The organism is Stenotrophomonas sp. PUT21 (assembly GCF_052232875.1).
GTDB classification, from domain to species: domain Bacteria; phylum Pseudomonadota; class Gammaproteobacteria; order Xanthomonadales; family Xanthomonadaceae; genus Stenotrophomonas; species Stenotrophomonas maltophilia_N.
In genome coordinates this window covers 3,593,375-3,617,540 of the sequence record NZ_CP197645.1, presented here as the reverse complement: position 1 = coordinate 3,617,540, position 24,166 = coordinate 3,593,375, and the positions used below count along the sequence as shown (strand labels likewise).

Sequence of the window (24,166 nt, the reverse complement as noted above, 5' to 3'; positions counted from 1 at the left end):
GGCGCGAGGGAGGCTTGGCGGTGGAGGCTTAAAGGCGGTACGCGATGGTCTTCATGACCTTGGAGGCCAGCGCCATCACCGACGGGATCGGGGCGGGCAGCCTGCGCGCGCCGGCATGCTCGGCGTGATCGGCGTGGCGGGCCTCGTCGATCTTCATCACCTTGATCACCTCGCGGCTGCGCAGGTCGGCCGGGGGCAGGGTATCCAGGTGTTCGTCCAGATGCGCTTCCACCTGGCGCTCGGTTTCGACCACGAAGCCCAGGTTCCAGCCGTCCCCGCGCAGGCCGGCCAGGGTGCCGATGGTGTAGCTGCCGGCATACCAGATCGGATTGAACAGGCTGGGACGGCTGTCCAGTTCGCGCAGGCGCTGGGCGCACCAGGCCAGATGGTCGGTCTCTTCCTGGGCCGCATCGAGCAGGTGCGCGCGGGTTTCCGGCTCGCGGGCGACCGCGGCCTGGCCGAAGTACAGGCCTTGGGCGCAGACTTCGCCGACATGGTTGATGCGCATCAGGCCGGCGGCGTGGCGGCGCTCGGGCGCGGCCATCTGCACGTCCGGGGTGCCTTCGGCGGGGTAGGGGCGGCTGGCCGGCGGATTGCCGAACACCGTATCCAGGGCCCGCTGGGCTTCGGTCAGCAGGTGGTCGAGCGGGGTGATCTGGCGGAGCGCGGTCATGGCGGGCGGTGTCGCGGCGGGGGACCCTCGATTCTCGCCCCCCGCGGCCGGTGTGCCAAGCCGGAATCGGGGTCAACTTGCATGTGGTGGGGATGGCCAGTACAATCCCGCCTCTTCACAACGCGTGGCAGAGTTCCGGCCGTACTGCGCCGTAATGAGCCCGACCTACTAGAGTTCTTTCATGAGCACTTTCACTGCAAAGTCCGAGACCGTCCAGCGCGACTGGTATCTCGTCGACGCATCCGGCAAGACGCTGGGCCGTCTGTCCACCGAGCTGGCCCGCCGTCTGCGCGGCAAGCACAAGCCGGTCTACACCCCTCACGTTGATACCGGTGATTACCTGGTTGTCATCAATGCAGAAAAGATTGCCGTCACCGGCAACAAGCTGCAGGACAAGCTGTATCACCGTTTCACTGGCTACATCGGCAACCTGAAGACCGAAACTCTGGCCCAGGCGCTTGAGCGCCACCCGGAGCGTGTCATCGAGACCGCCGTCAAGGGCATGCTGCCGAAGGGCCCGCTGGGCCGCGCCATGTACCGCAAGCTCAAGGTGTACTCGGGTTCCGAGCACCCGCACGCCGCTCAGCAGCCTCAGGTTCTGGATATCTAATCATGGCTATCACGCAAAACTACGGCACCGGCCGCCGCAAGTCCTCCACCGCCCGCGTGTTCCTGCGCAAGGGCGCCGGCAACATCACCGTCAATGGCCGTCCGCTGGACGAGTTCTTTGGCCGTGAGACTGCACGCATGATCGTGCGTCAGCCGCTGGAACTGACCAAGAACACCGAAACCTTCGATATCATGGTCACCGCTGCTGGCGGTGGTACCACCGGTCAGGCCGGTGCGATCCGTCTGGGCATCGCCCGCGCGCTGATCGAGTACGACGAAACCCTGAAGTCCGAGCTGCGCAAGGCTGGCTTCATGACCCGTGACGCCCGTGAAGTCGAGCGTAAGAAGGTCGGCCTGCACAAGGCACGTCGCGCCACCCAGTTCTCCAAGCGCTGATCCATTGCGCCTGGCGTGGGATCCTTCGGGATCCCCCTGGGAGGTACGCAAAAGCCCGGCTTCGGCCGGGCTTTTGTCGTTTCCGGGGTTGGGTTTCCCCTGCGCGGATGGCCTGGCCGTCGGATGGGCGTGCCCGTTGCATGTTGCACCTGGCGGCCACCCATCTTCTTGCTGGTGGAACAGCCCCCTTGGAGTCCAAGGGGGCGCGCCGTCAGGCGCGGGGATGTGGCAGGGGAGGGCTGGCGCCCACACCTTGCTGCGCAAGGTGTGGGGTCCGGGCGCTATGCGCCCGGACAAACGCCCAAACAAACAGAAAAGGCCGATCTTTCGATCGGCCTTTTCTGTTTGTTTGGCTGCCCCGGATGGATTCGAACCACCGAATGCCTGAGTCAGAGTCAGGTGCCTTACCGCTTGGCGACGGGGCAAAATGTGCGTGCAATTATTGCACTTTCTCCCTGAAAAACCAAGCGAACTTGGTGGCTATGGGTGGACTCGAACCACCGACCCCAGCATTATGAGTGCTGTGCTCTAACCGGCTGAGCTACATAGCCTCAGGGAGCCGGTAATTCTGGAGATGTATCTGGAATCTGTCAACACTTTTTCACCGCGCTTGTGAGTGGACAGCGGGCGTGGCACAGTCCCGATCAGTAGATTTTTCTAGGAGTCCGCATCGTGATCGATCCGGACGGCTATCGACCGAACGTCGGTATTGTGCTGATGCGGCAGGATGGGCAGGTTTTCTGGGCACGACGCGTGCGCCGGGATGGCTGGCAGTTCCCGCAGGGCGGCATGAACACCGACGAGACGCCTGTCGAAGCCATGTATCGCGAGTTGCAGGAAGAAACCGGGTTGTTGCCCGAGCACGTTGAAGTGCTTGGGGCGACGCCGGGTTGGCTTCGCTATCGGCTGCCGGCACGGGCCATCCGCCGCAATGAACGGCAGGTCTGTATCGGCCAGAAGCAGGTGTGGTTCCTGCTCCGGCTGGCCGGGGACGAATCCCATGTCACCCTGGACCATACCGACAGCCCGGAGTTCGACCAGTGGCGCTGGGTCGATTTCTGGTACCCCGTGGAGCACGTGGTGATGTTCAAGCGCGGCGTCTATGCGCGTGCCCTGCGCCATCTGGCGCCGTTGGCACGGGGCGTGGCCGGGACCGGGGTGGAATCGATGCCCAAGTCCGCCCAGGAGGCCTGGATGCCGGGCAATGCGGCAGGTCACGACCGCCCGCGCAAGCGCACGACACCCAAGCGTGGCGGCGGTTACTGGCCGCGTAAGGCCAAGGGCGAGCCGGGCGCGGTCTGAGCGATTCCCGGCGGCTCTGAACCGTATCGAGAATGATTCAGGTTCGAAATTGACAACCATTCTCGTTTCGATTGGAATAGCAGCAGGCCGATCCGGGCCTGCCTGCCGAGTCCGCACGTGTACGTCTGCATCTGCAACGGGGTTACCGACCATCAGATCCGCGAAGCCGCCCAGAGCGGTGTCGTGAGCGTGTCGGAGTTGACGATGCGCACCGGCTGCGGCGCTACCTGCGGTTCCTGCCTGGACATGGCGGCCGACCTGCTGGCCAAGTTCAGCGCCACCCACGATCTGCCGCTGCCGGTACTGGGCCTGCAGGCCGCCTGAAGCCGTCCACGCTGGCCGTGGGCGCGCAACTGGGGCGGGCCGCAACTGAGCACGATTCGCGTTCCTTCATGCTTCCACGCGACGCGCTACAGTGCCCGCGATTCCACGCAGCAGGAGCACGCTCATGAAGGGCGACGCCAAAGTCATCGAATTCCTCAACAAGGTCCTCTACAACGAGCTGACCGCGATCAACCAGTACTTCCTGCACGCCAAGATGCTGAAGAACTGGGGCCTGAAGGAGCTCGCCGATCACGAGTACAAGGAATCGATCGAAGAGATGAAGCATGCGGACATTCTGTCCGACCGCATCCTCTTCCTCGAAGGCCTGCCGAACTTCCAGGCACTGGGCAAGCTGCGCATCGGCGAGAACCCGGCCGAGATCCTGCAGTGCGACCTCAGTCTGGAACGCGATGGCGTGGTGACCCTGCGCGAAGCGGTGGCCTATGCCGATTCGATCGGCGACTACGTCAGCCGCCAGCTGTTCGTGAAGATCCTCGAGTCCGAGGAAGAGCACATCGACTGGCTGGAAACCCAGCTGGATCTGATCGAGCGCATCGGCGAACCGAACTACCTGCTGACCAAGATCGAAGACTGAGTCAGCCCTGCAGCGGGGCGCGCAGGCGGGCGTGATAGCCGGCCAGCGCGATCCGCGCACGCGCGAACTCGGCGATCAACAGCGCCACCGCCACGGCGGGGCGCTCCAGCGTGCCGGCACGGGCATCGTGCTCGATCCGCCAGGCCGCTGCCGACAGTGCCATCGCCCCCACATTCGCACTGGCGGACTTGAGGCTGTGCGCCAACGCGCGCAGCTGATCCAGATCCGCGGCGACCGAGGCGTCCTGCAGTTGCCGGATCAACGGTGGCGTGTCATCCAGGAACACGCCGATGATGCGCGCGGTATCGGGACCAATGACCTCCAGCAGTTCCTCCAGCACGTCCTGATCGAGCACCGGGGCCGGCGCCTCGTCGCGTGCCGACGCTGCCGCGGGCGGTGAAGGCATCTGCCCGGGCAGGGACGGTGGCTGCACTGCCGCGTCATCGTTCATCGCACTGCCCCAGCGCGCCAGCACGGCCTGCAGTGTTTCGCGGTTGATGGGCTTGGACAGATAGTCGTCCATGCCGGCCTGCAGGCAGCGTTCGCGGTCGCCGGCCATCGCATTGGCGGTCATCGCCACGATCGGCAATCGCGCGGCGCCGCGTGCGGCCTCGTGCGCGCGCCAGCGGCGGGTGGCGTCGTAGCCGTCCAGCACCGGCATCTGGCAATCCATCAGCACCACATCGAACGGGCGGGCATGCAGCGCCTCCAGCGCCTGCTCGCCCTGCGTGGCGGTGTCCACCTCGCAGCCGAGCACCTGCAGCAGACGCTGGGCGACCAGCAGATTGACGCGGTTGTCTTCCACCAGCAGCACGCGCAGCGGGAACTGCGGCAATGCCGTGGGTGAGCCGGCGTATTCGACCTCGGCCAGCAGCGCAGCCGGACGCGCACTGGGCACCACCGGGCGCAGCAGCGCGTGCAGTTCGCTGTCGGCGCCCTGCCGCGACAGCGCCGGCCCGGGGCCGAGCGACTCCGGCGCGGGCGCCTCGTCGCCATACAGCCACAGCAGCTGCGCGCCCGGATGCCGATCGTTGCCGGCCACCGCCTTCTGCAGCGCCTGGGTGCCATGACGCAGGCCGTCGGTGTCTGCGATGACCCAGGCCAGCGCCGGATCGATGCCGGGGCGCTGCGGGGCGCGCAGGGCGTCGATCGCCTCGGCGCTGGTCTCCACGGTGTGCAGGCGCAGGTCGTGGTGCTGGGTCACCCGTTCGATACGCTGGGCCAGCACCGCATCACGCGTGATCAGCAGGGCGCGGCGCATGTTGCCCACAGCCGGCAGATCGCCGATCACCTTGAGCAGCGGAATCTCGAACCAGAAGGTGGCGCCGTGCCCGACGGTGGAATGCACGCCGATGCGGCCGTGCATCAGGTCGATGATGCGCTTGCAGATCGCCAGGCCCAGCCCGGTGCCGCCGTACAGGCGTGTGGTGGAGGCGTCGGCCTGGCTGAAGGACTGGAACAGGCGCGCCTGCAGGGCGTCGTCGATGCCGATACCGCTGTCGGCGATCTCGAACCGCAGCTGGTGCTGCGCGTTGGTCTCGCCCTGGCGCTGCACGCGCAGCCGGATCTGGCCGCGCTCGGTGAACTTGATCGCGTTGACCAGCAGGTTGCTCAGTACCTGGCGCAGCCGCACCGGATCGCCACGCACCGACAGCCGCACCGCCGGGTCCAGCTCCAGCGACAGCTGCAGGCCTTTGGGATCGGCGGCGCGCTGCATCAACTGCACCAGCCCTTCGAGCAGTTCGCGCAGGTTGAATGTGGTGATCTCCAGGTTCAGGCCCTTGGCCTCGAGCCGGGAGTAATCGAGGATGTCATCGACAATGCGCAGCAGTTGCTGCGAGCTGGTCGCGGCGGTCTGCAGCATCTGCCGCTGGTCGCTGCCGAGCTGGCCGCGCGCGATCAGATCGAGCATCGGCAGGATGCCGTTGAGCGGGGTGCGGATCTCATGGCTCATCGTGGCCAGGAACTCACCCTTGGCCAGCGCTGCGGCTTCGGCGGCCTGCTTGGCGCTGAGCAGTTCCTGCTCCAGCTGGTTCTGCTGCTGCCGGCGCTGCTGCAGCTGATCGCGTTCCAGCAGCAGCGACTCGCTGCGCTGCTGCAGGGTGTGGAGCTGGTCCTGCGCCTGCCGCCAGCGGCGTACGGCCTGCACCGCCGCGAGCAGCGCCAGCACGCCGGTGCCGGCGGCGATGTCGATCCACGGGCCGTTGGCGCCGATCCGCGCCATCACCCCGGCGGTCGCGCACACCGCCGCGGCCACCGCGGCGATCCACAGCGAGGCCGGGGTGGAGGAGGGGGCTGGCCGTCCGTGGCGTCCCATGCTCAGAGCACCGAGTTCTGGAAGTCGAAGTTCAGTTCGCTGCCGGCGGACTGCACCATGTTGCCCTGGATGAAATCGACCCCGCCGATCCACATCGCAGCCGCAGCCTGCGGGTCTTCGATCTGCTGGCCGATGATGCGCAGCCCGGCGCGGTGGGCCAGATCGATCGCCGCGCGCAGTTCGTCGCGGGTCTGCTGGTTGGTGTGGCTGTTGGAGAAGCGCGCGGCCATGCGCACGTAGGCCAACGGCAGCTGCGCCATCAAGGCATTGGCTTCATCGCCCGGCTCGAACTGGCTCAGGCAGAAGCGCACGCCGGCCGCATGCATGCGCGTGCAGAACTGCTGCAGGGTGACGGTGTGGATCAGCGCATCGGGCAGGCGCACATCGATGACCAGCGCGCTGCCGTCGATCTGCCGGCTCGCCAGCGACTCCAGCAGCCAATCGCCGAAGGCATCGCGGGCCAGCGTGCGCAGCGACTGCGAGACAAACAGGTGCAGGGGGTGCGCAGCGTGGCGATACAGATCCAGCAGACCCAGTGCGTGGTCGAGCACCTGCTGGTCCAGATCGGCGATGCGCCCGGCCGCCTCGGCCGCCGGAATCACCTGCCCGGCGGCCAGCACACTGCCATCGGCCTGGCGCAGCCGCAGCAGCACCTGGTACTGCGCGGTGTTGCCACCGGCCACGGCGACGATCGGCTGATAGGCCAGCTCCAGCTGCCCCTCCAGCAACGCCAGATGTTCCTGCGCGGCCACGTCCTCGCGGCGCACGTAGGCGGCCACGCCAGCGGTCAGCAGCCGCGCCTGCAGGGTGGTGCGTTCAACCGCTTCCAGTGCGCTGCCCGCGTCGGAGAAGCCCGGCGACAGCTGGGCATGCCCGACCACGCCGCGCAGGTGCACCGATTCCTCATCGCGGATCACGAAGGCGCGGGCGGACAACTGTTCGCGCAGCGCATGCGCCATCGCATCCAGCGTGTCCTCGTCGGCGTCGCGGGCCAGCACCAGGAAGCTGTTGTCGTTCAGGCGTGCCAGCAGGTGCGGCTGGGCCGCATCGGCCAGGCGCTGACCGGCCTGGGTCATCAGCCGTTCGAAGGCGGCATAGCCATAGCGCTCGCGCAGGCCCAGCGCACTGGCGATCTCGATGAAGAACAGGCCGCCGCGATCGCGGTGCGCGAGCGAGGTGGCGAGCTGCTGCATCACGTGATGGCGCGTGGGCAGGCCGGTCTCCGGGTTGTTCATCGCCGGCGCACCCGCGTTGCCCGCCTGCGAGGCGGCCTGGGCGCGGGCGCGGCGGATCCGGTTGGAGACGGCCGCGATCAGATGGCGCGGGCGGATCGGCTTGCTGAGGAAATCATCGGCGCCGCTGTCGAGCACTTCGAACTGGCGTTCCGGATCCGGGTCGCCGCTGAGGAACACGATCGGCAGCAACTGCTGGCCGGGTTGCTGGCGGATCAGCGCGGTCAGCCGCATGCCATCCAGCCCGGGCAGGTGCAGGTCCATCAGGATCAGGTCGGGGCGATGCTCGGCGATGGCCTGCTGTACGCCTTCGGCATCACTGTGCACCAGCGCCTGCATGCCGGCGCCGTGCAGCACGCTCTGCGCGAACAAGGCCTGCGAGCGGTCGTCTTCGACGATCAGCACGCGGTAGGGCGAATCGATGCCCGGTGGCACCAGCGCGCTGGCGTCGCTGGGTACCGGCGGCAACAACGGCGGTGGACTGGACGGTGCTGGATTCAGCGCAACGACATTGCTGTGCGCCACGGGAGCGGGCGAGGCCTGGCGTTGCCAGCGCTGCCAGTGGTCGGCCGGCGGCGTTTCGGCGCGCACGGCGCGGGCGGGTGCAACAACGTTGTCATGAACGGCCATCAGTACTCCCAGTCTGCGCCGCAATTATGCGATGAACGCCCGAAGGCGGGGCACACCTCAGCGTGGCAGGGTGCCCGGCTTGACCTGCGTCTGGCCACTGTCGGCCTGGCGCATCAGCCAGCGCATGCCTTTCCACAGCGTCCGCCAGATCATCCACACGATCAACGCGCCGATCAGGCTGCACGCCACCACCAGGATCAGCGCCAGCCAGGGGTGTGCCAGCGCGAGCGCCAGGCCGCCGACCACGACGGTGTCCTCGGCCGCGGAGGCAATCCAGTTGCTGGCGGGTTCGGGTGAGGTGTTGAGCAGGGCGCGGGTGCCGGATTTGAGCCCGTGGCTGGCCAGCGCGACGCCGGCCCCGGCCACCAGTGCGGTGCCGCTGAGCTCACCGCTGGGCGAGAGCGTCGCGGCGGCCAGGAACGCACCGGCGGGCACCCGGGCCAGGGTCTGGACGAGATCCCAGACGGAGTCGACCCCGGGAATCTTGTCGGCGAAGAATTCGGCGATGGCCAACGCGGCCGAGGTGCCCAGTACCCACCACGATTCAGTAGCCTGCAGCGCGGGCGGCAGGTCGACCCAGCCGAGCAGACCGGCCAGGCCGACGCCGAACACGGTCAGGTACACGCGGATGCCGGCCAGCCAGGCCAGCAGGATGCCGATCACGAACAGGTGGGCTTCGGTCATGGCACGCGCTCCGGCTGCAGAATGTGCACAGGCGCACACTATCGGGGATGACGTCCATGAACGCCACTGTCCCGATCCCGGCCCTGCGCGGACAAGGTCTTTTCCCTGACTTACACTAGCCCGTCGTTCCAGACAGGGGCCTTTCGTGAACAAGCCCACACCTTCCCGCATCCAGATCCGCCGGCCGGGCACGCCGCCCGTGCAGGACCGCAAGCGCCTGCTGGTGCTGGGCGGCGCCTGGTTGCTGTCGCTGATCCTCGCCGTGCTGCTCGGCGCCTGGCTGGGCTCGCCCGGCGGTGACGTCGGCACCCAGCTCAAGGCCGCCGAGACCCGCAACGAGCGCCTCCAGCAGCAGCTCATCGAACTCCAGCAGCGCCAGGCGACCCTGCAGGCCTCCGACCGCATCAGCCGCGCCGCCAACAACGAAGTCCAGACGTCGCTGGGCGAGCGCGACGAAGAGATCGCCGGCCTGCGCGCCGACGTGGCCTTCTATGAGCGCCTGGTCGGAGCGACCAGCCAGCGCAAGGGGCTGAATACTCATTCGGTGGAGTTCTCGCCGGAGACCGGCGGCACCTGGCAGTACGCCGTGGTGCTGACCCAGAACCTGAACCGCGGGGCGATCAGCCAGGGGCAGATGCGCTTCACGGTGGAAGGCGTCAAGGACGGCAAGCTGACCTCGGTCAGCTGGGATGAGCTGCACCAGCGCACCAAGGTGCCGGGCCAGGACTATTCCTTCCGGTACTTCCAGCAGCTCACCGGCAGCGTGATGCTGCCGCAAGGCTTCACCCCGCAACGTGTGCGGGTCACGCTGGGATCGGGCGCGGGGGGCGCCACCCAGGTATTCGATTGGAAACAGGCCGGGGCACCGGCGGCATCGGCAAAAGAAGGGGAGTAAGCCCATGTTTGGCAGCAACAAGTCCAACCGCGACGGACATCTGGTCGTGGACGCGCTGATCGGCGCGCAGGTGGTGATCCGCGGGGACGTGGAATTCAGTGGTGGCCTGTATGTGGAAGGCACCATCCTGGGCAAGGTGATCGCCCAGGACGGCGCCAGCAACGCCACCCTGACGGTGGCCGAGCACGGCGCCATCGAGGGTGAGATCCGCGCCCAGGTCGTGGTCATCAGCGGCCGCCTGGATGGGGATGTGCACGCCACCGAGCGGGTCGAACTGACCCCCAGCGCCCGGGTCACCGGCAACATCCACTACCAGGTGGTGGAAATGCACGCCGGCGCCCAGCTGACCGGCCGCCTGATCCATACCTCGGCGCAGATGGCCCTGCCGCCGCCGTCCGGGGACTCCGACGAGGGCAAAGGCAAGGACACCGCGGCCCGCAAGAAGCTGGCCGAGGCGATGGCCTGAATCGCGCCCGCGCGACAGCTTGAATCCGTGCTCATGCACCCCCATGCTGGGGGCATGAGCACGCTTGTTTCCCTGCCCGGCGCTCCCGCCGCCGCGCCGAACTACCAGTCCCTGGACCGTCCGCTGAACTTCACCGAGGCCGCTGCGGCCAAGGTCAAGGAGCTGATCCAGGATGAGGGCAATGCTGCCCTCGCCCTGCGCGTCTACATCGAAGGCGGTGGCTGTTCCGGCTTCCAGTACGGGTTCGAGTTCGATGAGAACCGCGCCGAGGACGATCTGGCGGTGGATACCGCGGGCGTCACGCTGCTGGTCGATCCGCTGAGCCTGCAGTACCTGATGGGCGCCGAGGTGGATTACACCGAAAGCCTGACCGGCGCGCAGTTCGTGATCCGCAATCCGAACGCGAAGACCACCTGCGGCTGCGGCAGCAGTTTCAGCATGTGACGTGCGCGCAACCGGCCGGTAGGTCGGTTGCCGCTTGCCAGTCCCGCCGAATGTGGGCAGGCTCTTGCGATGTCCAGATTCCCTTCGCAGCTTTCCGGTTTCGCCTTCGTCAGCGAGCCGTTGGAGCGCGCCGATACCCTGCGCGATGACGCCGATGCGTTGTTGCGGCTGTGGCCGGACGCGCGCGTATTGGTGCTCGACCAGGACGGCACCGCGCTGGCCGGCAACGATGGCCAGCCCCTGCCACTGACCGGCGCCGAACTCGGCGGTGGCCCCGGCACCGCGATCTTCCTCGGCCTGCGCGGTGAGCAGGCGTGGTTCTCGATGGAGGCCGCCGGGTTGTCGGTGACGGCCCCGCAGCGGGTCGACCTGCGGCAGTCCGCCGCGACCTGGTCCATCGCCGATTCCACCGCCTTCTGTTATGCCCGGGGCATGTCCTACTGGCAGTCGCGCACCCGCTTCTGCGGGGTGTGCGGCGGCACGGTGACCTTCAGCCGGGGGGGATTTGTCGGCCGTTGCGGGCAGTGCGCGACCGAACACTACCCGCGCGTGGATCCGGCCGTGATCGTCGCCGTGGAGAACCAGGGCCGGCTGCTGCTTGGCCGCCAGGCCAACTGGGCGCCGCGCCGTTATTCGGTGCTGGCCGGGTTTGTCGAACCCGGTGAAGCGCTGGAACAGACCGTGGTCCGTGAAGTCTTCGAGGAAAGCCGGGTGCGCGTGCGCGAGTGCCGCTACCTGGGCACCCAGCCGTGGCCGTTCCCCGGCGCGCTGATGCTGGGCTTTGCGGCGACGGCCGAAGACGACGTGCCCACCGTGAACGGCGAGCTGGAAGATGCGCGCTGGTTCACCGCCGAAGAGGTGGGCGCGGCTCTGGCCCGGGATGTCGAAGACGATGGCGAAGGCATCCGCCTGTCCCCGCCGATCTCGATCTCGCGCAGCCTGATCGAGCACTGGTACCGCCAGCAGATCGCCTGACCGTCGCCTGCCGTTGCCGCAGGCTGAACACGCGGCGCGGTACATTACCAACGGCCCGGGGAATTGCCGGGCCGCAAGGCATAGTAGCGGCGCGTTCCACGTCCCGAGCCGGAGGCTTACATGTTCACCACCCTGGTCGCCGTGCTGGTTGCCTTGGCCTTGGGCCATGTCGCGCCGGGCGCGGCCGTCGCGTTGCGGCGCTTCGGCCTCTACCGGCGCTGGCTGCAGTGGCTGGACCGGCATGCCGCCGAGGACGGGGTCTGGCGTGGCCGCAAGGGCGCCTGGCTGGCGGTGCTGCCGTTCGTCGTGGTGCTGGGCCTGCTCCAGTGGCTCTTCGATGATCGGGTCTACGGCCTGCCGTCACTGCTGCTTGGCGTGCTGGTGCTGGTGATGTGCTGGGGGCCGCGCGATCTGGACCGCGATGTCGAGGCGGTGATCGATGCTGATGACGCCCACGCACGCCATGTGGCGATCGCGCAGCTGCAATCGGCCGGCGGCAGCCTGCACGAAGACGTGCCCTCGCTGGTGGAAGCGACTGTGCTCAACGCGCTGCGGCGCTGGTTCGCGGTGCTGTTCTGGTTCCTGCTGCTGGGGCCGGTCGGCGCACTGCTGTATCGCCTGCTGGCCTTGCTGGCGGTCGGCCCGATGCGCTCGCTGGCCAGCGTGGAAGCGGTCGCTGGCGCGCGCGTGGTGCTGTCCTGGCTGGAATGGCCGGTGGCGCAGCTGATGTCGCTGTCGATGGCGCTGGTCGGCAATTTCGATACGGCCTTCAACGCGTGGCGCGAGGCGCATGGCAACCAATGGGCGGCCTCCACGCACTTTCTCGGCGCGGTCGCACGCGCAAGCGTGAGTGCCGAGCTGCGCGAGGACGCGCACGATTACAGTGATGCGGGCATGGTGCCGGTGTGGCGTCGGCTGCCGGAACTGCGCGATGCGATGAGCCTGGTGTGGCGCATGCTGCTGTTGTGGATGGCGGTGCTGGCGTTGCTGGTGATCGCCGGCTGGGTGACCTAGCGGTTCACGCCCCGCCCGGTGCCAACCAGGTGAACGGTACCCAGGGCAGGTTGCGTGCGATCCAGTACGCCGGCAGCAGGATCAGCCAGAACGCGGGCTTCATCAACAACGTGATCAACGGCTGCAGCACGCGTGGGCGCCAGCCCAGCGCCCAGCCGATGACCAGCGGGGCGACGGCCAGCATCAGCATCGCCAAGGGGTTCATCGAGAACGCGGTGACCACATCGCCGTGGGCCAGCGCGTGCAGCGCACGCGTCAACCCGCAGCCGATGCAGTAATACCCGGTGACGGCCAGGAAGCTGCACGGCGGAAACGGACTGCTGGCGCTGTTGGGGTCGTAGTGCCGCAGCACCCAGAACCCCGCGCCCGCCGCCAGGGCGGCCGGCGGCAACGCCGCCAGCAACCAGCGCTTGCCGTGCAGCGCGATCATCAGCTGTTGCTTTCGATCTGCTGCTGGAACTGCTGCATCTGTTCCATGTAACCGTCCACGCCCATGAAGGCCAGCGAGATCACGAACAGCAGCACGCCGGCGATCAGGAAGCCGGTGGTGACCCACGCCCAGATCTTGGCGTTCTTGGAGGCACGACGCGCGCCTTCCAGGTCGCCCTGGTTGAGCAGGCCGTTGACCTTGCTGGCGAACACGATCGCGACCACGCCGGTAACGATGCCCGGGAAGCTCAGGCACGACAGGCAGCACACGAAGAACGCCAGGATGGTGACGACGATCGACCAGATCAGGTGATTCGGAATGCTGCCCGGGGCGGGCGGCAGGGGGGCAGTGGCATTCATCAGCGAAGCTCCATTTGCTTGGGTGGGTGGATACGGGCGCGGTCTCCCGGGCGGTAATCTAACCGATGTGCCCGCGTCCATGTATACGGTTACATGCAGGCAGGGCGGGACTCAGGCCTGGTCACCCCGCAGCTGGCGCACCTGCGTCTCCAACAGTGCGGCCGCGGCGACCTCGCCGGCGATCGGTGCGGAGGCGACCACCTCGACATGCGCGCGGAAGCGACGGGGCACGCGCATGCGGCCCAGGCGCGTGTCGCGCCGGCTCCACATGCTCGACCACATCCCACGCAGCGCCATCGGCACCACCGGCACCGGGCGACGCTCGAGAATCTTCTCCACGCCCGATTTGAATGCCCCCATCTGCCCATCGCGGGTCAACGCGCCCTCGGGGAAGATGCACACCAGCTCGCCCTCGGCCAGCGCTTTGTCCACCTCATCGAACGCGGCCTGCATCAGTGCGGGATCCTCGCGTGCGCCGGCGATCGGGATCGCCTTGGCGGTGCGGAAGATCCAGCGCATCACCGGGATGTTGAAGATCTTGTAGTACATGACGAAGCGCACCGGACGCGGGATCGTGGCCGACAGGATCAGCGCGTCCATGTAGCTCACGTGGTTGCACACGATCAGCGCCGCACCCTCGTCCGGCACGTTGGCTTCGATGCCGTGCGGGCGCAGCCGGTACAGCGCGCGCACCATCACCCAGCTGAGGAAGCGCATCAGGAATTCGGGGACGATCGTGAAGATGTAGATCGACACCACGGCGTTGGCGATCGCCAGCGCCAGGAACAGCTGCGGGATGGTCCAGTCCAGCACGCGCTGGGTGAGCAGGCCCAGGCCGGCGGCCAGGACGATGAAGCCCGAGTTCTGGATGTTGAGCGCGGCGAACACGCGCGACATTTCCGACTTGGCCGTGCGGCTCTGGATCAGGGCGAACAACGGCACCACGAAAAAGCCGGTGAACAGGCCGATACCGATCAGGTCGATGATGATGCGCACGCTGCCCGGGGCCTGCACGAACTGCCAGATCGACAGCCCGGCGGCGGCGGCTTCACCGACCCGCGCGAAGTACAGGTCGAGCATGAAGGCGGTCATGCCGAACGCGCCCAGCGGGACCAGGCCGATTTCCACGGTGCGCCCGGAGAGCTTTTCGCACAGCAGCGAGCCGGTGCCGGTGCCGAGCGAGAACAGCGCCAGCGCGAAGATGTAGAGCAGGGAGCCGCCACCGAGGTTGACCTCGGCATAGGTCGGCAGCTGCGAGGTCAGCATGGTGCCCACGAACCAGAACCAGGACACGCCGAGAATCGCGTTGCGCACGGCCTTCTGCTTCTTGGCCATGCGCAGCACCGCCAGCGATTCCGGCAGCGGGTTCCAGTTGATCTTCAGATCCGGCGCACCGGCATCGACCTTCGGGATCATCCGCGCGGTGAGGTTGCCGGCCACGGCCAGCACGATCACGGCGGTCGCGGCGACGATCGGGCCATGGCTGCCGGAGAGCGCGAAGATCAGGCCGCCGGCGATCATGCCGGTAAGGATCGACAGCGAAGTGCCCATCTCGACCAGGCCATTGCCGCCGGTCAGCTCCTCGGGCTTGAGGATCGAGGGCAGCACCGAGTATTTCACCGGCCCGAACAGGGTGGACTGCATGCCGGTGCAGAACAGCGCGACCAGCAGCACCGGCATGCTCTCGGTCAGGAAGCCGACCGCGGCCAGCGACATGATCGCGATCTCCATGGTCGTGGTGATCACGATCAGCCGCGATTTCTCCAGCTTCTCCGCGATCTGCCCGGCCAGCGCCGAGAATAGGAAGTACGGCAGGATGAAGATCGCCGGCGCCAGGTTGGTGTACAGCGAGCGCTCTTCGATCGGCGTGCCGAGGAAGAACAACAGCGCGATGATCGCCTGGCGGTAGACGTTGTCGTTGAACGCGCCCAGCGACTGGACGATGAAAAACGGCAGGAAACGGCGTTGCCTGAGCAGAGCGAACTGACTATGGCCGGACATGGAGACTCCTTGCGAACCGGCGCAGCCTAGCACTCTCCCTGTTGGCGGAGCATGGCAGCGCCGTCGGGCGGCGCTGCCGACCGTTCAGACGATATCGTCGACCACGCCACCGTCCACCCGCAGCGCGGCACCGGAGGTGGCCGAGGCCTGCGGCGAGGCCAGGTACACGACCATGTTGGCTACTTCCTCCACCGTTGCCGCGCGCTGGATCACCGAGGTGGGCCGATTGGCCATCACGAACTCGCGGCCGAGCACCTCCAGCGATTTGCCGGTGCGGGCGCGCTCGTCTTCCATCATCGCCGCGAAACCATCAGACAGGGTCGGGCCCGGCAGTACCGCGTTGACGGTGACACCGCTGCCGGCGACACGCTTGGCGAGCCCGCGCGACAGCCCGAGCAGGGCGGTCTTGGTGACGCCGTAGTGGATCATGTCGGCGGGGATGTTGCGGGCGGACTCGGAGGACAGGAACAGCACCCGGCCCCAGCCCCGCGCGACCATGCCCGGCAGCAACGCCCGTGACAGGCGCACCCCGGACATCACGTTGGTCTGCCAGTACTGCTCCCAGGTGGCATCGTCGGTCTCGTAGAAATCCTGCGGCCCGAAGATGCCGGCGTTGTTGACCAGGATGTCGATCGGCGGCAATGCCGCGAGCAGCGCGTCCACGCCGACCGCCCCGGACAGGTCGGCAGCGATGCCGTCCAGCGTCGCGTCCGGCAAGGCGCTGCGAAGGTCGGCCAGCGCACGGGCCACCGAGGCCTCGCTGCGGCCGTTGACGACAACACGTGCGCCCGCGGCAGCGAGGCCATGGGCGATGCCGTGGCCAATACCGGCGGTGGAGGCGGTGACCAGGGCGGTCCGTCCGGTGAGATCCAGATGCATGGGGATGATCCTTGTGGAGAAGGCACCCAGAGTCTGCCCGACGGTCTGTCGTGGCCATGCCATGGGCGTGACCCAGAGATCGGGGTGATGCCGGCCGGGGACCAGTGCGACACCCGCAACACATGCGTGCGTGGCGTGGTGGCTCAGCGCAGCGTACGCGCCGCCTCGTTGGCGGCCCCACGCAGCTTGGGCAGCAGGCGCAGCATCAGCCCCATCTGGGTGCGGATCAGCTGCAGCTGCGGGGGCGTGTCCTCCGGGATCTGCTCCAGCTGTTCGGCCAGCGCGCGGTCGCCCTCGTTGGCATCCTCGGCCACCGGCTGGCGCTGCTGGAGCGCGCTGGCGATCTGCTGCATCGCCTGTTCGACGCGTTCCCCCCCGGACAGGGCGAGCGGATCCTTCCCGTAGCTGTCCAGCTGGGTGCGGTGCGCCCCGAGTGCGGAGAGATGGCCGAGCAGGGTGTTGGAGAGCGCCAGGAAGCGGAAGCCGGCATCCAGGTTGCGGCGTACGTGGCCGGGCTCGCGCAGCATGTTCGACAACGCCGTGGACAGGGCCGCATCCGCGTTGTGCATGTCGCGCCGGGCGATGCGGTAGGCCAGGTCATCCTGCATGCCACTGCCGTACTGGCCGAGCACGGCGTGCAGGTACCTGGCGCAGTTGTCGAGCACACGCGCCATCACCAGGTTCAGGCGGCGGCCCTGCCAGTCGGGCAGGATCAGGAACGCGGCCGCTGCGGCGATCGCACAGCCCAGCAGCGTATCCACCAGCCGCGGCCAGATCAGCAGGAAGCCATCGCCGATGAGGTTGAAGCAGGTCAGCGCCATCACCGTGATCGCCGCCGAGGCCACCAGGTAGCGATCGCTGCGGGTGAAGAAGAACAGCAGCGCCGAGAGCAGCGCGATCAGCAGTTCGATGCGCAGGTCCTGGAACAGCTGCATCAACGCCCAGGTCAGCACCAGGCCGATCAGGGTGCCGGCGATCCGCTGCGCCAGCCGCTGGCGGGTCGCGCCGAAGTGCGGGCGGCACACGAACACGATGGTGAGCAGCACCCACGAGCCGTTCTGCGCGTTGAACAGGCGGATCGCGGCGAAACCGACGATCAGCGCCAGCGCCATGCGCAGGCCGTGCCGGAACAGCACCGAGCCCGGGGTGAGCTGCTGGCGGATGCGCACGCCCATCTCGCGCAGGGTGTGCGGGTTGGTATCGCGCAGGCGGGTGTCGACGTTGTCCAGGGTGGATTCGGACTTCTCGGCCTCGGACAGGCGACGTTCGATGCTCTGCAGGTTGTGGCCCAGCAGTTCCAGCGAGGCCAGCAGGCGCTGCCACTGGGGGTTGTGCTGGGCGCGCAGCCAGGCCAGCGAATCGGTCAGGTCGGCGGTGGCCTGCTTGGTGCGCTCGCCGTACTGGAAGGGCTGGCGCAGCCGGATCGCCTGGCCGAGATTGGCGCAGGCTTCGCCCTGCAGCGCGAGCAGGCGCTGGCAGCGGTACAGCACGTCGCTGTGGAAGAACGCTTCGGTCAGCGCGCCGTAGGGGTAATGCGAGGAACTGGCGCGCTCGTGGAAGTCCTGGGCCATGTAATACAGGCGCAGGTACAGGCCGGACTGCACGCCGGGCCGGCCGGAGCGGCCAAAGCGCGCCAGGATCGCGGTCTTGGCGATGTTGAGGGCTTCAACCACGCGCCGGTTCTGCTCGGCCAGGGCGAGCTGGCGCTTCTGCACGTCCGCATCGCGGACCGGTTCGAACAGATCGGCCTTGAGCTGCAGGTAGCGGCCCAGCTCCAGGTACAGGCGCGCCACGCGCTCGCGCACGGGGCGATTGGCGAACAACGCGGTCCACAGGATCGAGAGCAGGGCGTACCAGACCGCACCGGCCAGCAGGTGGCTGACCGCATTGATCGCCTGGGACAGATCGGCTGCGCCGTGCTGCTCCAGGCCGATCATCGTGTAGATGGCCAGCGTCACCGTGGCCTGCGCGATGGAGGCATAGCGCTCGCCGAGCGCGCCGAGCAGGGTCAGCCCGAAGGTCGCCGCCGCCAATGCGGTGATGAACCACCACGGATGCGGGAACAGGAGCACCACCGCTGCGGCAGCGGCGACGAAGCACAGCAGCGACAGCGCCACCGATTTGATCCGGCCCCACCAGTTGTCGTCGGTCTCGGCGATCGCGCTGGCAATGATGCCCAGGAACACGCCGGGCAGCGCGCTCAGCTGGTCCAGGTACCAGCACAGCCCCATCGCCGCGGACAGCGCGATGAACACCCGCAGGCCATAGCTGGCCTTTTCATGCGCCCACAGGCGGCTGACGCGGGTTTCGAACGAAGACATGGCGGCTCGGCACAGGAGAGGCCGCCATTATTGCGGGTCGCGGGTGAAGGGGACACCTCCGCGCAGGGTGGAACGGCGATGGGAGTGCCGGCCTGCGGCCGGCACTCCCCGTGCCTGCCGGTTACATATCCAACCGCACGCTTACCGCGAAGGTGCGCGGCAGGCCCACGCCTGCGTTGGACCAGTACTTCTTGTTGGCCAGGTTCTCCACGCCGGCGCGCCAGGTGACGGGATGGCCGGCGGCCTGCATGCGGTAGCCCACCCCGGCGTTGACCAGGGTGTAGTCCGGCAGCTTGAGCGTGTTGTCGGCGTCGTAGTAGACGTCACCGTAGTAGCGGGCCAGTGCGTACACGCTCAGGCCGTCGATCTGCGGGATGCTGTAGTCGGCGTGCAGCACGCCCTGCCAGCGGGCGGCGCCGGCGGTGCGGTTGCCTTCCTGGGCGACGCTGCCGGGGGAGAGCTTGTCGTAGGTCGGGTCCAGCCAGGTCACGCCGGCACCGAGAGTGAAGGCATCGGTCAGGCGTACGTCGCCGCTGACTTCCACGCCTTCATACAGCGTGATGCCGTCCTGCACCAGCAGTTTGCCGGCGGCGGTGAGCAGGTCGATGTTGGCGCCGCGCTCAAGGCGGAAGGCGGCGGCGTTGGCATTCCAGCGCGGGTACTCGATCTTGGCGCCGATCTCGTACTGCTTGCTGATGGTCGGGTCGAGCACGTCACCGGCGTTGAGGTAATCGCTGCCCACGCGGCTGCCGGCTTCCAGCGATTCGACGTAGCTGGCATACAGCGTCACTGCATCGGCCGGCTTGTACATCAGGGCGTAGGTCGGGGTGACCGGATAGGTGTGGTACGCGCCCTTGTTCTCGAAGTCGTTGTAGCGCGCGCCGGCCAGCAGCGACCACCCATCGGCGAAGCTGACGGTGTCGCTTACGAACACCGCCTGCTGTACGGTCTCGCTGCCGCGGCTGAGCACGCGCGAGCCGACCGCGTCATGGCGCAGGGTCGGGCGCTGATAGAGGTTGCCACGGCCGATGGTGTTCCATTCGTACGGGCGGTCCCAACCCAGTCCGGTCTGGTGGGAGACGCCGGCAACGACCTGGTGCGAGAGCGGGCCGGTCTGGAAGCGGCCCTGCACGATCGCCTGGGCCAGCTTCCACTCGCTCTTGCCGCCGAGCTCATAGGTGTTGACGTTGTAATCGCCGTTGACGTCGTCGATATAGGCGAAGATCTTGTTGACGTCGTTCCAGGAGGTGGTCACGCCATAGCTCAGGCTGGCTTTCCAGTCACTGTTGATCTGCCAGTTCAACGCGGTGGAGAGCAGGCTGGAGCGGGTGTCGTAGTAGCTGCCCTCGATGCTGTTGTCGACGTCGCCCGCGAGCGGGCGCGGCAGCTCGGTCAAGCCGATGAAGTAATACTGCGGCGACTCGTTGCTGAGATCGCGTGACTGGAACACGCCGTCGAAGGTCCAGGTGAGGCGGTCGCTCAGACGCGCATCCAGCGACAGTGCGCCGACCTTGCGGTTTACCTCGCCACCGTTGAAGGTCTCGCCTTTCTCCTGGTAGGCATTGAAGCGGTAACCGAACATATCCTCGTTGCCGAAGCGTCCGCCCACATCGACCTGACCACTGACGATGCCCGCCTCGCGCCAGCCGAGCTGCGCCGACAGCAGGGTGACCTCGGTCGGCTTCTTGGTCACGTAGTTGACGATGCCCCCGGGCTGGCCGAAGCCATACATGAACCCACCGGGACCCTTCAGAAGTTCCACCTGCTCCATCACTTCCAGCGGCCACTCGGTGCCCCACGAAGAGACCTGCAGGCCGTTGACGCGGTAGCTGTCGTAGCTCAGATCGATGCCGCGGTTGCGGATCGGCGAGCTCCAGCCACTGGCGTAGGCGCTGACCTGGGTGACCACGGACGGATCGGTGAGGAAGGCCTCGCCCAGCGAGACCACCTGGCGCTTCTCGATGTCCTCGCGGCCCACCACCGAGATCGCGAACGGGGTATCGCGCACGGCACGGTCGCCCAGCGCGCCGGTGTCGGTATGGGTACGTTCGGCGGTGACCTTGATCGCATCCAGGTCGGTGGCCGAGCGCGTCCGGGCGCCGCCATCCGGTGCGGACTGGGCGTAGGCGGTGCAGGCCGCGGCAAGGGAAAGGGCGAGCAGGGCCGGGCGCAGGGAACGGGCACGGCAGCCCGGCACCACGGCCGGGAGCAAAGACACAGACTGGCGCATGTTGTGGGGGTCCTCAGCGGACAGCAGCACACCGTCCGCGATCAGAAGAAGGCGGAAAAAGAGGGGTGGCTGAGTCGTCAGGCGTACCGCGTCAGCGGCAGCGGGGCATCGCGAGGGGCAGTGCAGGACCGTGGCTGATGCGAATTGTTCTCTTTTGGGCAGGAGGCGTCAATCCGGCGAAGTGCCGACCAACGGTCGGCACCTACCTCCATGAACCCCGTTCAGTGCAGGCGTTCCGCCGTCACCGCGCGGCCGCGGCCCGCTTCAACGCCCGCTTTTCACGGCGCCGCGCGCGGCGGGCCACCCAGCGCTCGCGCAGGCACGAGAAGATCACATACAGCGCGGGCGTGCTGAGCAGGGTCAGGCTCTGCGAGAACAGCAGCCCGCCGATCATCGCGATGCCCAGCGGGCGGCGCAGCTCGGAGCCTTCGCCCAGGCCGATCGCCAGCGGCACCGCGGCCAGGATCGCCACCATGCTGGTCATCATGATCGGGCGGAAGCGCACGATGCTGGCTTCGCGTGCGGCTTCCAGCGGCGTCTTGCCGTGTTCGCGCTGCGCCACCACGGCGAAGTCGATCATCATGATCGCGTTCTTCTTGACGATGCCGATCAGCAGCACCAGCGCGATCATCGAGATCACCGACAGTTCGGTATTGGTGCCGTACAGCGCCAGCAACGCGCCCACGCCCGCCGCCGGCAGCGTGGAGAGGATGGTGACCGGGTGGATCAGGCTTTCATACAGCATGCCCAGCACCAGGTAGACGGTGATGATCGCCGCCATCACCAGGATCAGCATCGCCATCGGGTCCGAATCGAACCCGAACCCGGCGTCGTCGGCCAGGCGGATGTCGCCGGGCATGCGCATGCCGTTGACGGTGCTGTCGATGATGGCCTTGGCCTCGCCCATGCTGGTGCCGGGAGCGAGGTTGTAGCTCAGGTCCATCGTGGTGTACTGGTTTTCATGGGTGATCTGCGACGGTGCCAGCCCGGGCACCTGCTCGGCCACTGCGGTGATCGGCACCATCTGGCCATTGCCGGCGCGCACGTAGATCTGGTCCAGCGCCCCCGGTGTCGCGGTCTGTTCGGGCAGGGCGTTGACCACCACGCTGTACTGGTTGATGTCCGAATAGATCGTGGAGATCTGGCGCTGGCCGAAGGCGCCGTACAGCGCGCCGTCGATGGCACCGACCGACACGCCAAGGCGGGCGGCCTTGGCGCGGTCGATCACGATGTTCTGGCGCAGGCCGGCAGCGTCCACGTCGGTGCCGACATCGGCCAGCTTCGGGTTCTTCTTCAGCGCGGCCTGCAGCTTGGGCAGCCATTCCTGCAGCTGGGCCAGGTCGTTGCCCTGCAGCGAAACGCGGTACTGCGCGCCCTGGCTGGCGCCACCGCCGTCATTGCTGGGCAGATCCTGGATGGCGCGCAGGCGCAGCTGCAGGTCGGGATAGCGGTCCGCCTTGGCGCTCAGGCGGGCCAGGGCCTGCGCGGTGGTCTCGCGGCGGCCGTCCTTGCGTGACTTCAGTTCAACGTTGAACTGCGCGCTGGAGCCCTGGCGACCACTGCCCAGGCGCACGCCCACGGTCTTCACCGCCGGGTCGGCCATCAGCATGTCGGTGATGCGGCGCTGGCGGTTGACCATGTCTTCGAAGGAGACCGTGGCGCTGGAGTTGGCGCGGCCCCAGATCAGGCCGGTGTCCTGGGGCGGGAACGCGCCCTTCTTCACCGCACCGAACAGGAACACCGTCGCGCCGATCAGCAGCAGCGGGGTCAGCGACAGCAGCAGCGCGTGGCGCAGCGAGAAGTCCAGCAGCTTCACGTAGATCCGCAGCATGCGGTCGTGGCCGGCATCGAGCAGGCGGCCGAAGCGGCTCGGCGCACCGGCATCGGCATGCGCACTCAGGAAGCGGCTGCACAGCGCCGGGGTCAGGGTCAGCGAGATGATCATCGAGACCACGATGGCCGCGACCAGGGTGACGGTGAACTCGCGGAAGAACGCGCCCATCATGCCCTTGGCGAACAGCAGCGGGATGAACACCGCCACCAGCGAGGCGGTGATCGAGACGATGGTGAAGCCGATCTCGCGCGCACCGGTGAGGGCGGCCTGCATGCGCGTCATGCCCTCGTCGAGGTGGCGCATGATGTTCTCGATCACCACGATCGCATCGTCGACCACGAAGCCGATCGCGATCACCAGCGCCAGCAGGCTCAGGTTGTTGAGGGTGAAGCCCAGCACGTACATCACCAGCGCCGCGCCGGCCAGCGACAACGGCACGGTCACCGCGGCGATCAGGGTCGGGGCCAGACGGCGCAGGAACAGCGCCATGGTCAGCACCACCATCGCCAGCGCGATCAGCAGGGTGATCTGCACTTCATGCAGCGAGGAGCGGATGGTCGGAGTGCGGTCGAAATACGGGGTGAGCGTGGTGCCCGGTTCCAGGTAGTCGCGCAGGGTCGGGATCTGCGCCTTCACCCGGTCCACGGTTTCCACGATGTTGGCGCCGGCGCGGGTGAACACGTACATCACCACCGCCGGTTTGTGGTTGAACCACGCGGCCTGGTAGGCGTCCTGCTGCCCGTCGTAGACGTTGGCGATGTCCTGCAGGCGGATCACCCGGCCATCGTCGGCGGTCTTGATCACCAGCTGGGCGAAATCGGCGGCGCGTGCCACCGAGTCGTTGGCGATGATCGCGGTGGTGGTGTTGCCATCGGTGAGGAAGCCGGTCGGCGAGGTCACGTTGGCCGCGCGCACGGCATTGCGCAGGTCATCGGCGGTCAGGCCGAGGGCATTCATCAGGCGCAGGTTGACGTCCACCCGCACCGCCGGCGTGGACGCACCGGCGATATCCACCGACGAGACCCCGGTGATCTGGCGCAGGCGCTGGGCCAGCAGCGAATCGGCCACGTTGTAGAGGTCGTCGGCGGACTGCGTTTCGGAGGTCAGGGCGATCGCGATGACCGGGTCGTCGTTCGGGTTCGCCTTCTGGAACATCGGCGTGCCCAGCCCGGCGGGCAGGTCGGACTGGGCCGAGTTGATCGCGGTCTGCACGTCCAGCGCCGCCGAATCGATGTCGCGGTCGCTCTGGAAGATCATGAAGACCAGCGAGCTGCCTTCCGAGCTGGACGAGCGCATGCGGTCGATGCCCGGCAGCTGGCCGAGGTGGCGTTCCAGCGGCGCGGTGACCGTGGAGGCCATCGTGGTGGCATCCGCGCCGGCCTGGTTGGCATGCACGAAGATCACCGGGATCTGGATGTTCGGCAGCGCCGACACACCCAGCTGCAGGTAGCAGATCACCCCCACCACGAACAGGCCGATGGCCAGCAGGGCGGTGCCGATCGGGCGGCGGATGAACGGGCCGGAGATGTTCATCGAACGCCCCGCCGGCAGTCTGC

Annotated in this window: 21 protein-coding genes and 2 tRNA genes; 10 read left to right on the top strand and 13 right to left on the bottom strand. The window is 67.5% G+C overall.

Annotation, left to right across the window (positions count from 1 at the left end; all coding sequences use genetic code 11):
* Positions 1–28: 28 nt before the first annotated feature.
* Positions 29–673, bottom strand: a complete 645-nt coding sequence (coq7, locus tag ACTT2I_RS16280) for a 2-polyprenyl-3-methyl-6-methoxy-1,4-benzoquinone monooxygenase (RefSeq protein WP_019185317.1) — start codon at positions 671–673, stop codon at positions 29–31.
* Positions 674–854: 181 nt separating this feature from the next.
* Here coq7 and rplM point away from each other — a divergent pair, with 181 nt between their 5' ends.
* On the top strand, positions 855–1,283 hold the full coding sequence (gene rplM / locus ACTT2I_RS16275; RefSeq protein ID WP_017354548.1) for a 50S ribosomal protein L13: 429 nt from the start codon (positions 855–857) through the stop codon (positions 1,281–1,283).
* 2 nt (positions 1,284–1,285) lie between these two features.
* Entirely contained in the window at positions 1,286–1,678 is a 393-nt protein-coding gene (rpsI, locus tag ACTT2I_RS16270; RefSeq protein WP_019185318.1) for a 30S ribosomal protein S9, read from the top strand.
* 350 nt (positions 1,679–2,028) lie between these two features.
* Here the strand turns inward: rpsI and ACTT2I_RS16265 are convergent.
* Together ACTT2I_RS16265 and ACTT2I_RS16260 are read right to left on the bottom strand one after the other, a co-directional pair.
* Positions 2,029–2,103, bottom strand: a tRNA-Gln gene (locus ACTT2I_RS16265).
* A gap of 49 nt (positions 2,104–2,152) precedes the next feature.
* A tRNA-Met gene (locus ACTT2I_RS16260) sits at positions 2,153–2,229 on the bottom strand.
* A 121-nt stretch (positions 2,230–2,350) separates the two neighbouring features.
* On the opposite strand from ACTT2I_RS16260, the gene ACTT2I_RS16255 reads away from it, so the two are divergent.
* The 3 genes from ACTT2I_RS16255 (at position 2,351) to bfr (ending at position 3,899) form a co-directional block, all read left to right on the top strand.
* Positions 2,351–2,980 (top strand): RNA pyrophosphohydrolase, encoded by a 630-nt coding sequence (locus ACTT2I_RS16255; RefSeq protein WP_088433581.1) that lies wholly within the window; start codon positions 2,351–2,353, stop codon positions 2,978–2,980.
* Between the two features lie 117 nt (positions 2,981–3,097).
* Positions 3,098–3,304: a (2Fe-2S)-binding protein gene (locus tag ACTT2I_RS16250; protein WP_088433582.1), complete on the top strand. Its 207-nt coding sequence runs from the start codon at positions 3,098–3,100 to the stop codon at positions 3,302–3,304.
* Positions 3,305–3,428: 124 nt separating this feature from the next.
* Positions 3,429–3,899, top strand: a complete 471-nt coding sequence (gene bfr / locus ACTT2I_RS16245; RefSeq protein ID WP_019185321.1) for a bacterioferritin — start codon at positions 3,429–3,431, stop codon at positions 3,897–3,899.
* Position 3,900: 1 nt separating this feature from the next.
* On the opposite strand, the gene ACTT2I_RS16240 is transcribed toward bfr, so the two are convergent.
* The 3 genes from ACTT2I_RS16240 to ACTT2I_RS16230 are packed head-to-tail and all read right to left on the bottom strand — an operon-like array spanning position 3,901 to position 8,762.
* Positions 3,901–6,165 carry an ATP-binding protein gene (locus ACTT2I_RS16240; RefSeq protein WP_421099395.1) on the bottom strand — a complete coding sequence of 755 codons (2,265 nt, stop codon included), beginning with the start codon at positions 6,163–6,165 and terminating at the stop codon, positions 3,901–3,903.
* A gap of 53 nt (positions 6,166–6,218) precedes the next feature.
* Positions 6,219–8,102: an EAL domain-containing protein gene (locus tag ACTT2I_RS16235; RefSeq protein ID WP_421098854.1), complete on the bottom strand. Its 1,884-nt coding sequence runs from the start codon at positions 8,100–8,102 to the stop codon at positions 6,219–6,221.
* A 33-nt stretch (positions 8,103–8,135) separates the two neighbouring features.
* The gene (locus tag ACTT2I_RS16230) at positions 8,136–8,762 is read right to left on the bottom strand and encodes a DUF4126 domain-containing protein (protein ID WP_088433585.1); all 627 of its coding nucleotides are present in this window, start codon (positions 8,760–8,762) and stop codon (positions 8,136–8,138) included.
* A gap of 145 nt (positions 8,763–8,907) precedes the next feature.
* On the opposite strand from ACTT2I_RS16230, the gene ACTT2I_RS16225 reads away from it, so the two are divergent.
* The 5 genes from ACTT2I_RS16225 (at position 8,908) to ampE (ending at position 12,556) form a co-directional block, all read left to right on the top strand.
* On the top strand, positions 8,908–9,657 hold the full coding sequence (locus tag ACTT2I_RS16225; RefSeq protein ID WP_088433586.1) for a DUF6776 family protein: 750 nt from the start codon (positions 8,908–8,910) through the stop codon (positions 9,655–9,657).
* Between the two features lie 4 nt (positions 9,658–9,661).
* The gene (locus tag ACTT2I_RS16220; protein WP_088433587.1) at positions 9,662–10,123 is read left to right on the top strand and encodes a bactofilin family protein; all 462 of its coding nucleotides are present in this window, start codon (positions 9,662–9,664) and stop codon (positions 10,121–10,123) included.
* Between the two features lie 54 nt (positions 10,124–10,177).
* Positions 10,178–10,567 carry an iron-sulfur cluster insertion protein ErpA gene (gene erpA, locus ACTT2I_RS16215; RefSeq protein WP_019185327.1) on the top strand — a complete coding sequence of 130 codons (390 nt, stop codon included), beginning with the start codon at positions 10,178–10,180 and terminating at the stop codon, positions 10,565–10,567.
* A 69-nt stretch (positions 10,568–10,636) separates the two neighbouring features.
* A complete protein-coding gene (gene nudC, locus ACTT2I_RS16210) occupies positions 10,637–11,542 on the top strand; it encodes an NAD(+) diphosphatase (RefSeq protein WP_421098855.1) in 906 nt (301 codons plus the stop codon).
* 120 nt (positions 11,543–11,662) lie between these two features.
* Positions 11,663–12,556, top strand: coding sequence for a regulatory signaling modulator protein AmpE (gene ampE, locus ACTT2I_RS16205; RefSeq protein WP_421098856.1), 894 nt, complete (start codon positions 11,663–11,665; stop codon positions 12,554–12,556).
* A 4-nt stretch (positions 12,557–12,560) separates the two neighbouring features.
* Here the strand turns inward: ampE and ACTT2I_RS16200 are convergent, their stop codons facing one another.
* From ACTT2I_RS16200 to ACTT2I_RS16170, 7 genes are all read right to left on the bottom strand, one after another.
* Entirely contained in the window at positions 12,561–12,986 is a 426-nt protein-coding gene (locus ACTT2I_RS16200; RefSeq protein WP_293983297.1) for a DUF2752 domain-containing protein, read from the bottom strand.
* Positions 12,986–13,345, bottom strand: a complete 360-nt coding sequence (locus ACTT2I_RS16195) for a CD225/dispanin family protein (RefSeq protein ID WP_088433591.1) — start codon at positions 13,343–13,345, stop codon at positions 12,986–12,988. Before ACTT2I_RS16195 ends, ACTT2I_RS16200 begins: the two co-directional genes overlap by 1 nt.
* Before the next feature lie 111 nt (positions 13,346–13,456).
* On the bottom strand, positions 13,457–15,346 hold the full coding sequence (locus ACTT2I_RS16190) for an MFS transporter (RefSeq protein ID WP_421098857.1): 1,890 nt from the start codon (positions 15,344–15,346) through the stop codon (positions 13,457–13,459).
* Between the two features lie 84 nt (positions 15,347–15,430).
* Positions 15,431–16,225 carry an SDR family NAD(P)-dependent oxidoreductase gene (locus ACTT2I_RS16185; protein WP_421098858.1) on the bottom strand — a complete coding sequence of 265 codons (795 nt, stop codon included), beginning with the start codon at positions 16,223–16,225 and terminating at the stop codon, positions 15,431–15,433.
* A gap of 143 nt (positions 16,226–16,368) precedes the next feature.
* Positions 16,369–18,546, bottom strand: a complete 2,178-nt coding sequence (yccS, locus tag ACTT2I_RS16180) for a YccS family putative transporter (protein WP_088433594.1) — start codon at positions 18,544–18,546, stop codon at positions 16,369–16,371.
* 121 nt (positions 18,547–18,667) lie between these two features.
* Positions 18,668–20,776 (bottom strand): TonB-dependent siderophore receptor, encoded by a 2,109-nt coding sequence (locus tag ACTT2I_RS16175; protein ID WP_421098859.1) that lies wholly within the window; start codon positions 20,774–20,776, stop codon positions 18,668–18,670.
* A gap of 241 nt (positions 20,777–21,017) precedes the next feature.
* Entirely contained in the window at positions 21,018–24,143 is a 3,126-nt protein-coding gene (locus tag ACTT2I_RS16170; RefSeq protein WP_088433595.1) for an efflux RND transporter permease subunit, read from the bottom strand.
* Positions 24,144–24,166: the final 23 nt, after the last annotated feature.

Excerpts from the sequence above, each read along its gene's own strand:
- erpA (WP_019185327.1), top strand. The coding sequence starts at position 10,178 with ATGAGCACGCTTGTTTCCCTGCCCGGCGCTCCCGCCGCCGCGCCGAAC.
- ampE (WP_421098856.1), top strand. The coding sequence starts at position 11,663 with ATGTTCACCACCCTGGTCGCCGTGCTGGTTGCCTTGGCCTTGGGCCAT.
- nudC (WP_421098855.1), top strand. The coding sequence starts at position 10,637 with ATGTCCAGATTCCCTTCGCAGCTTTCCGGTTTCGCCTTCGTCAGCGAG.
- rpsI (WP_019185318.1), top strand. The coding sequence starts at position 1,286 with ATGGCTATCACGCAAAACTACGGCACCGGCCGCCGCAAGTCCTCCACC.
- ACTT2I_RS16195 (WP_088433591.1), bottom strand. The coding sequence starts at position 13,345 with ATGAATGCCACTGCCCCCCTGCCGCCCGCCCCGGGCAGCATTCCGAAT.
- ACTT2I_RS16200 (WP_293983297.1), bottom strand. The coding sequence starts at position 12,986 with ATGATCGCGCTGCACGGCAAGCGCTGGTTGCTGGCGGCGTTGCCGCCG.
- ACTT2I_RS16185 (WP_421098858.1), bottom strand. The coding sequence starts at position 16,225 with ATGCATCTGGATCTCACCGGACGGACCGCCCTGGTCACCGCCTCCACC.
- ACTT2I_RS16220 (WP_088433587.1), top strand. The coding sequence starts at position 9,662 with ATGTTTGGCAGCAACAAGTCCAACCGCGACGGACATCTGGTCGTGGAC.
- ACTT2I_RS16230 (WP_088433585.1), bottom strand. The coding sequence starts at position 8,762 with ATGACCGAAGCCCACCTGTTCGTGATCGGCATCCTGCTGGCCTGGCTG.
- ACTT2I_RS16175 (WP_421098859.1), bottom strand. The coding sequence starts at position 20,776 with ATGCGCCAGTCTGTGTCTTTGCTCCCGGCCGTGGTGCCGGGCTGCCGT.
- yccS (WP_088433594.1), bottom strand. The coding sequence starts at position 18,546 with ATGTCTTCGTTCGAAACCCGCGTCAGCCGCCTGTGGGCGCATGAAAAG.
- ACTT2I_RS16170 (WP_088433595.1), bottom strand. The coding sequence starts at position 24,143 with ATGAACATCTCCGGCCCGTTCATCCGCCGCCCGATCGGCACCGCCCTG.
- bfr (WP_019185321.1), top strand. The coding sequence starts at position 3,429 with ATGAAGGGCGACGCCAAAGTCATCGAATTCCTCAACAAGGTCCTCTAC.
- ACTT2I_RS16190 (WP_421098857.1), bottom strand. The coding sequence starts at position 15,346 with ATGTCCGGCCATAGTCAGTTCGCTCTGCTCAGGCAACGCCGTTTCCTG.
- coq7 (WP_019185317.1), bottom strand. The coding sequence starts at position 673 with ATGACCGCGCTCCGCCAGATCACCCCGCTCGACCACCTGCTGACCGAA.
- rplM (WP_017354548.1), top strand. The coding sequence starts at position 855 with ATGAGCACTTTCACTGCAAAGTCCGAGACCGTCCAGCGCGACTGGTAT.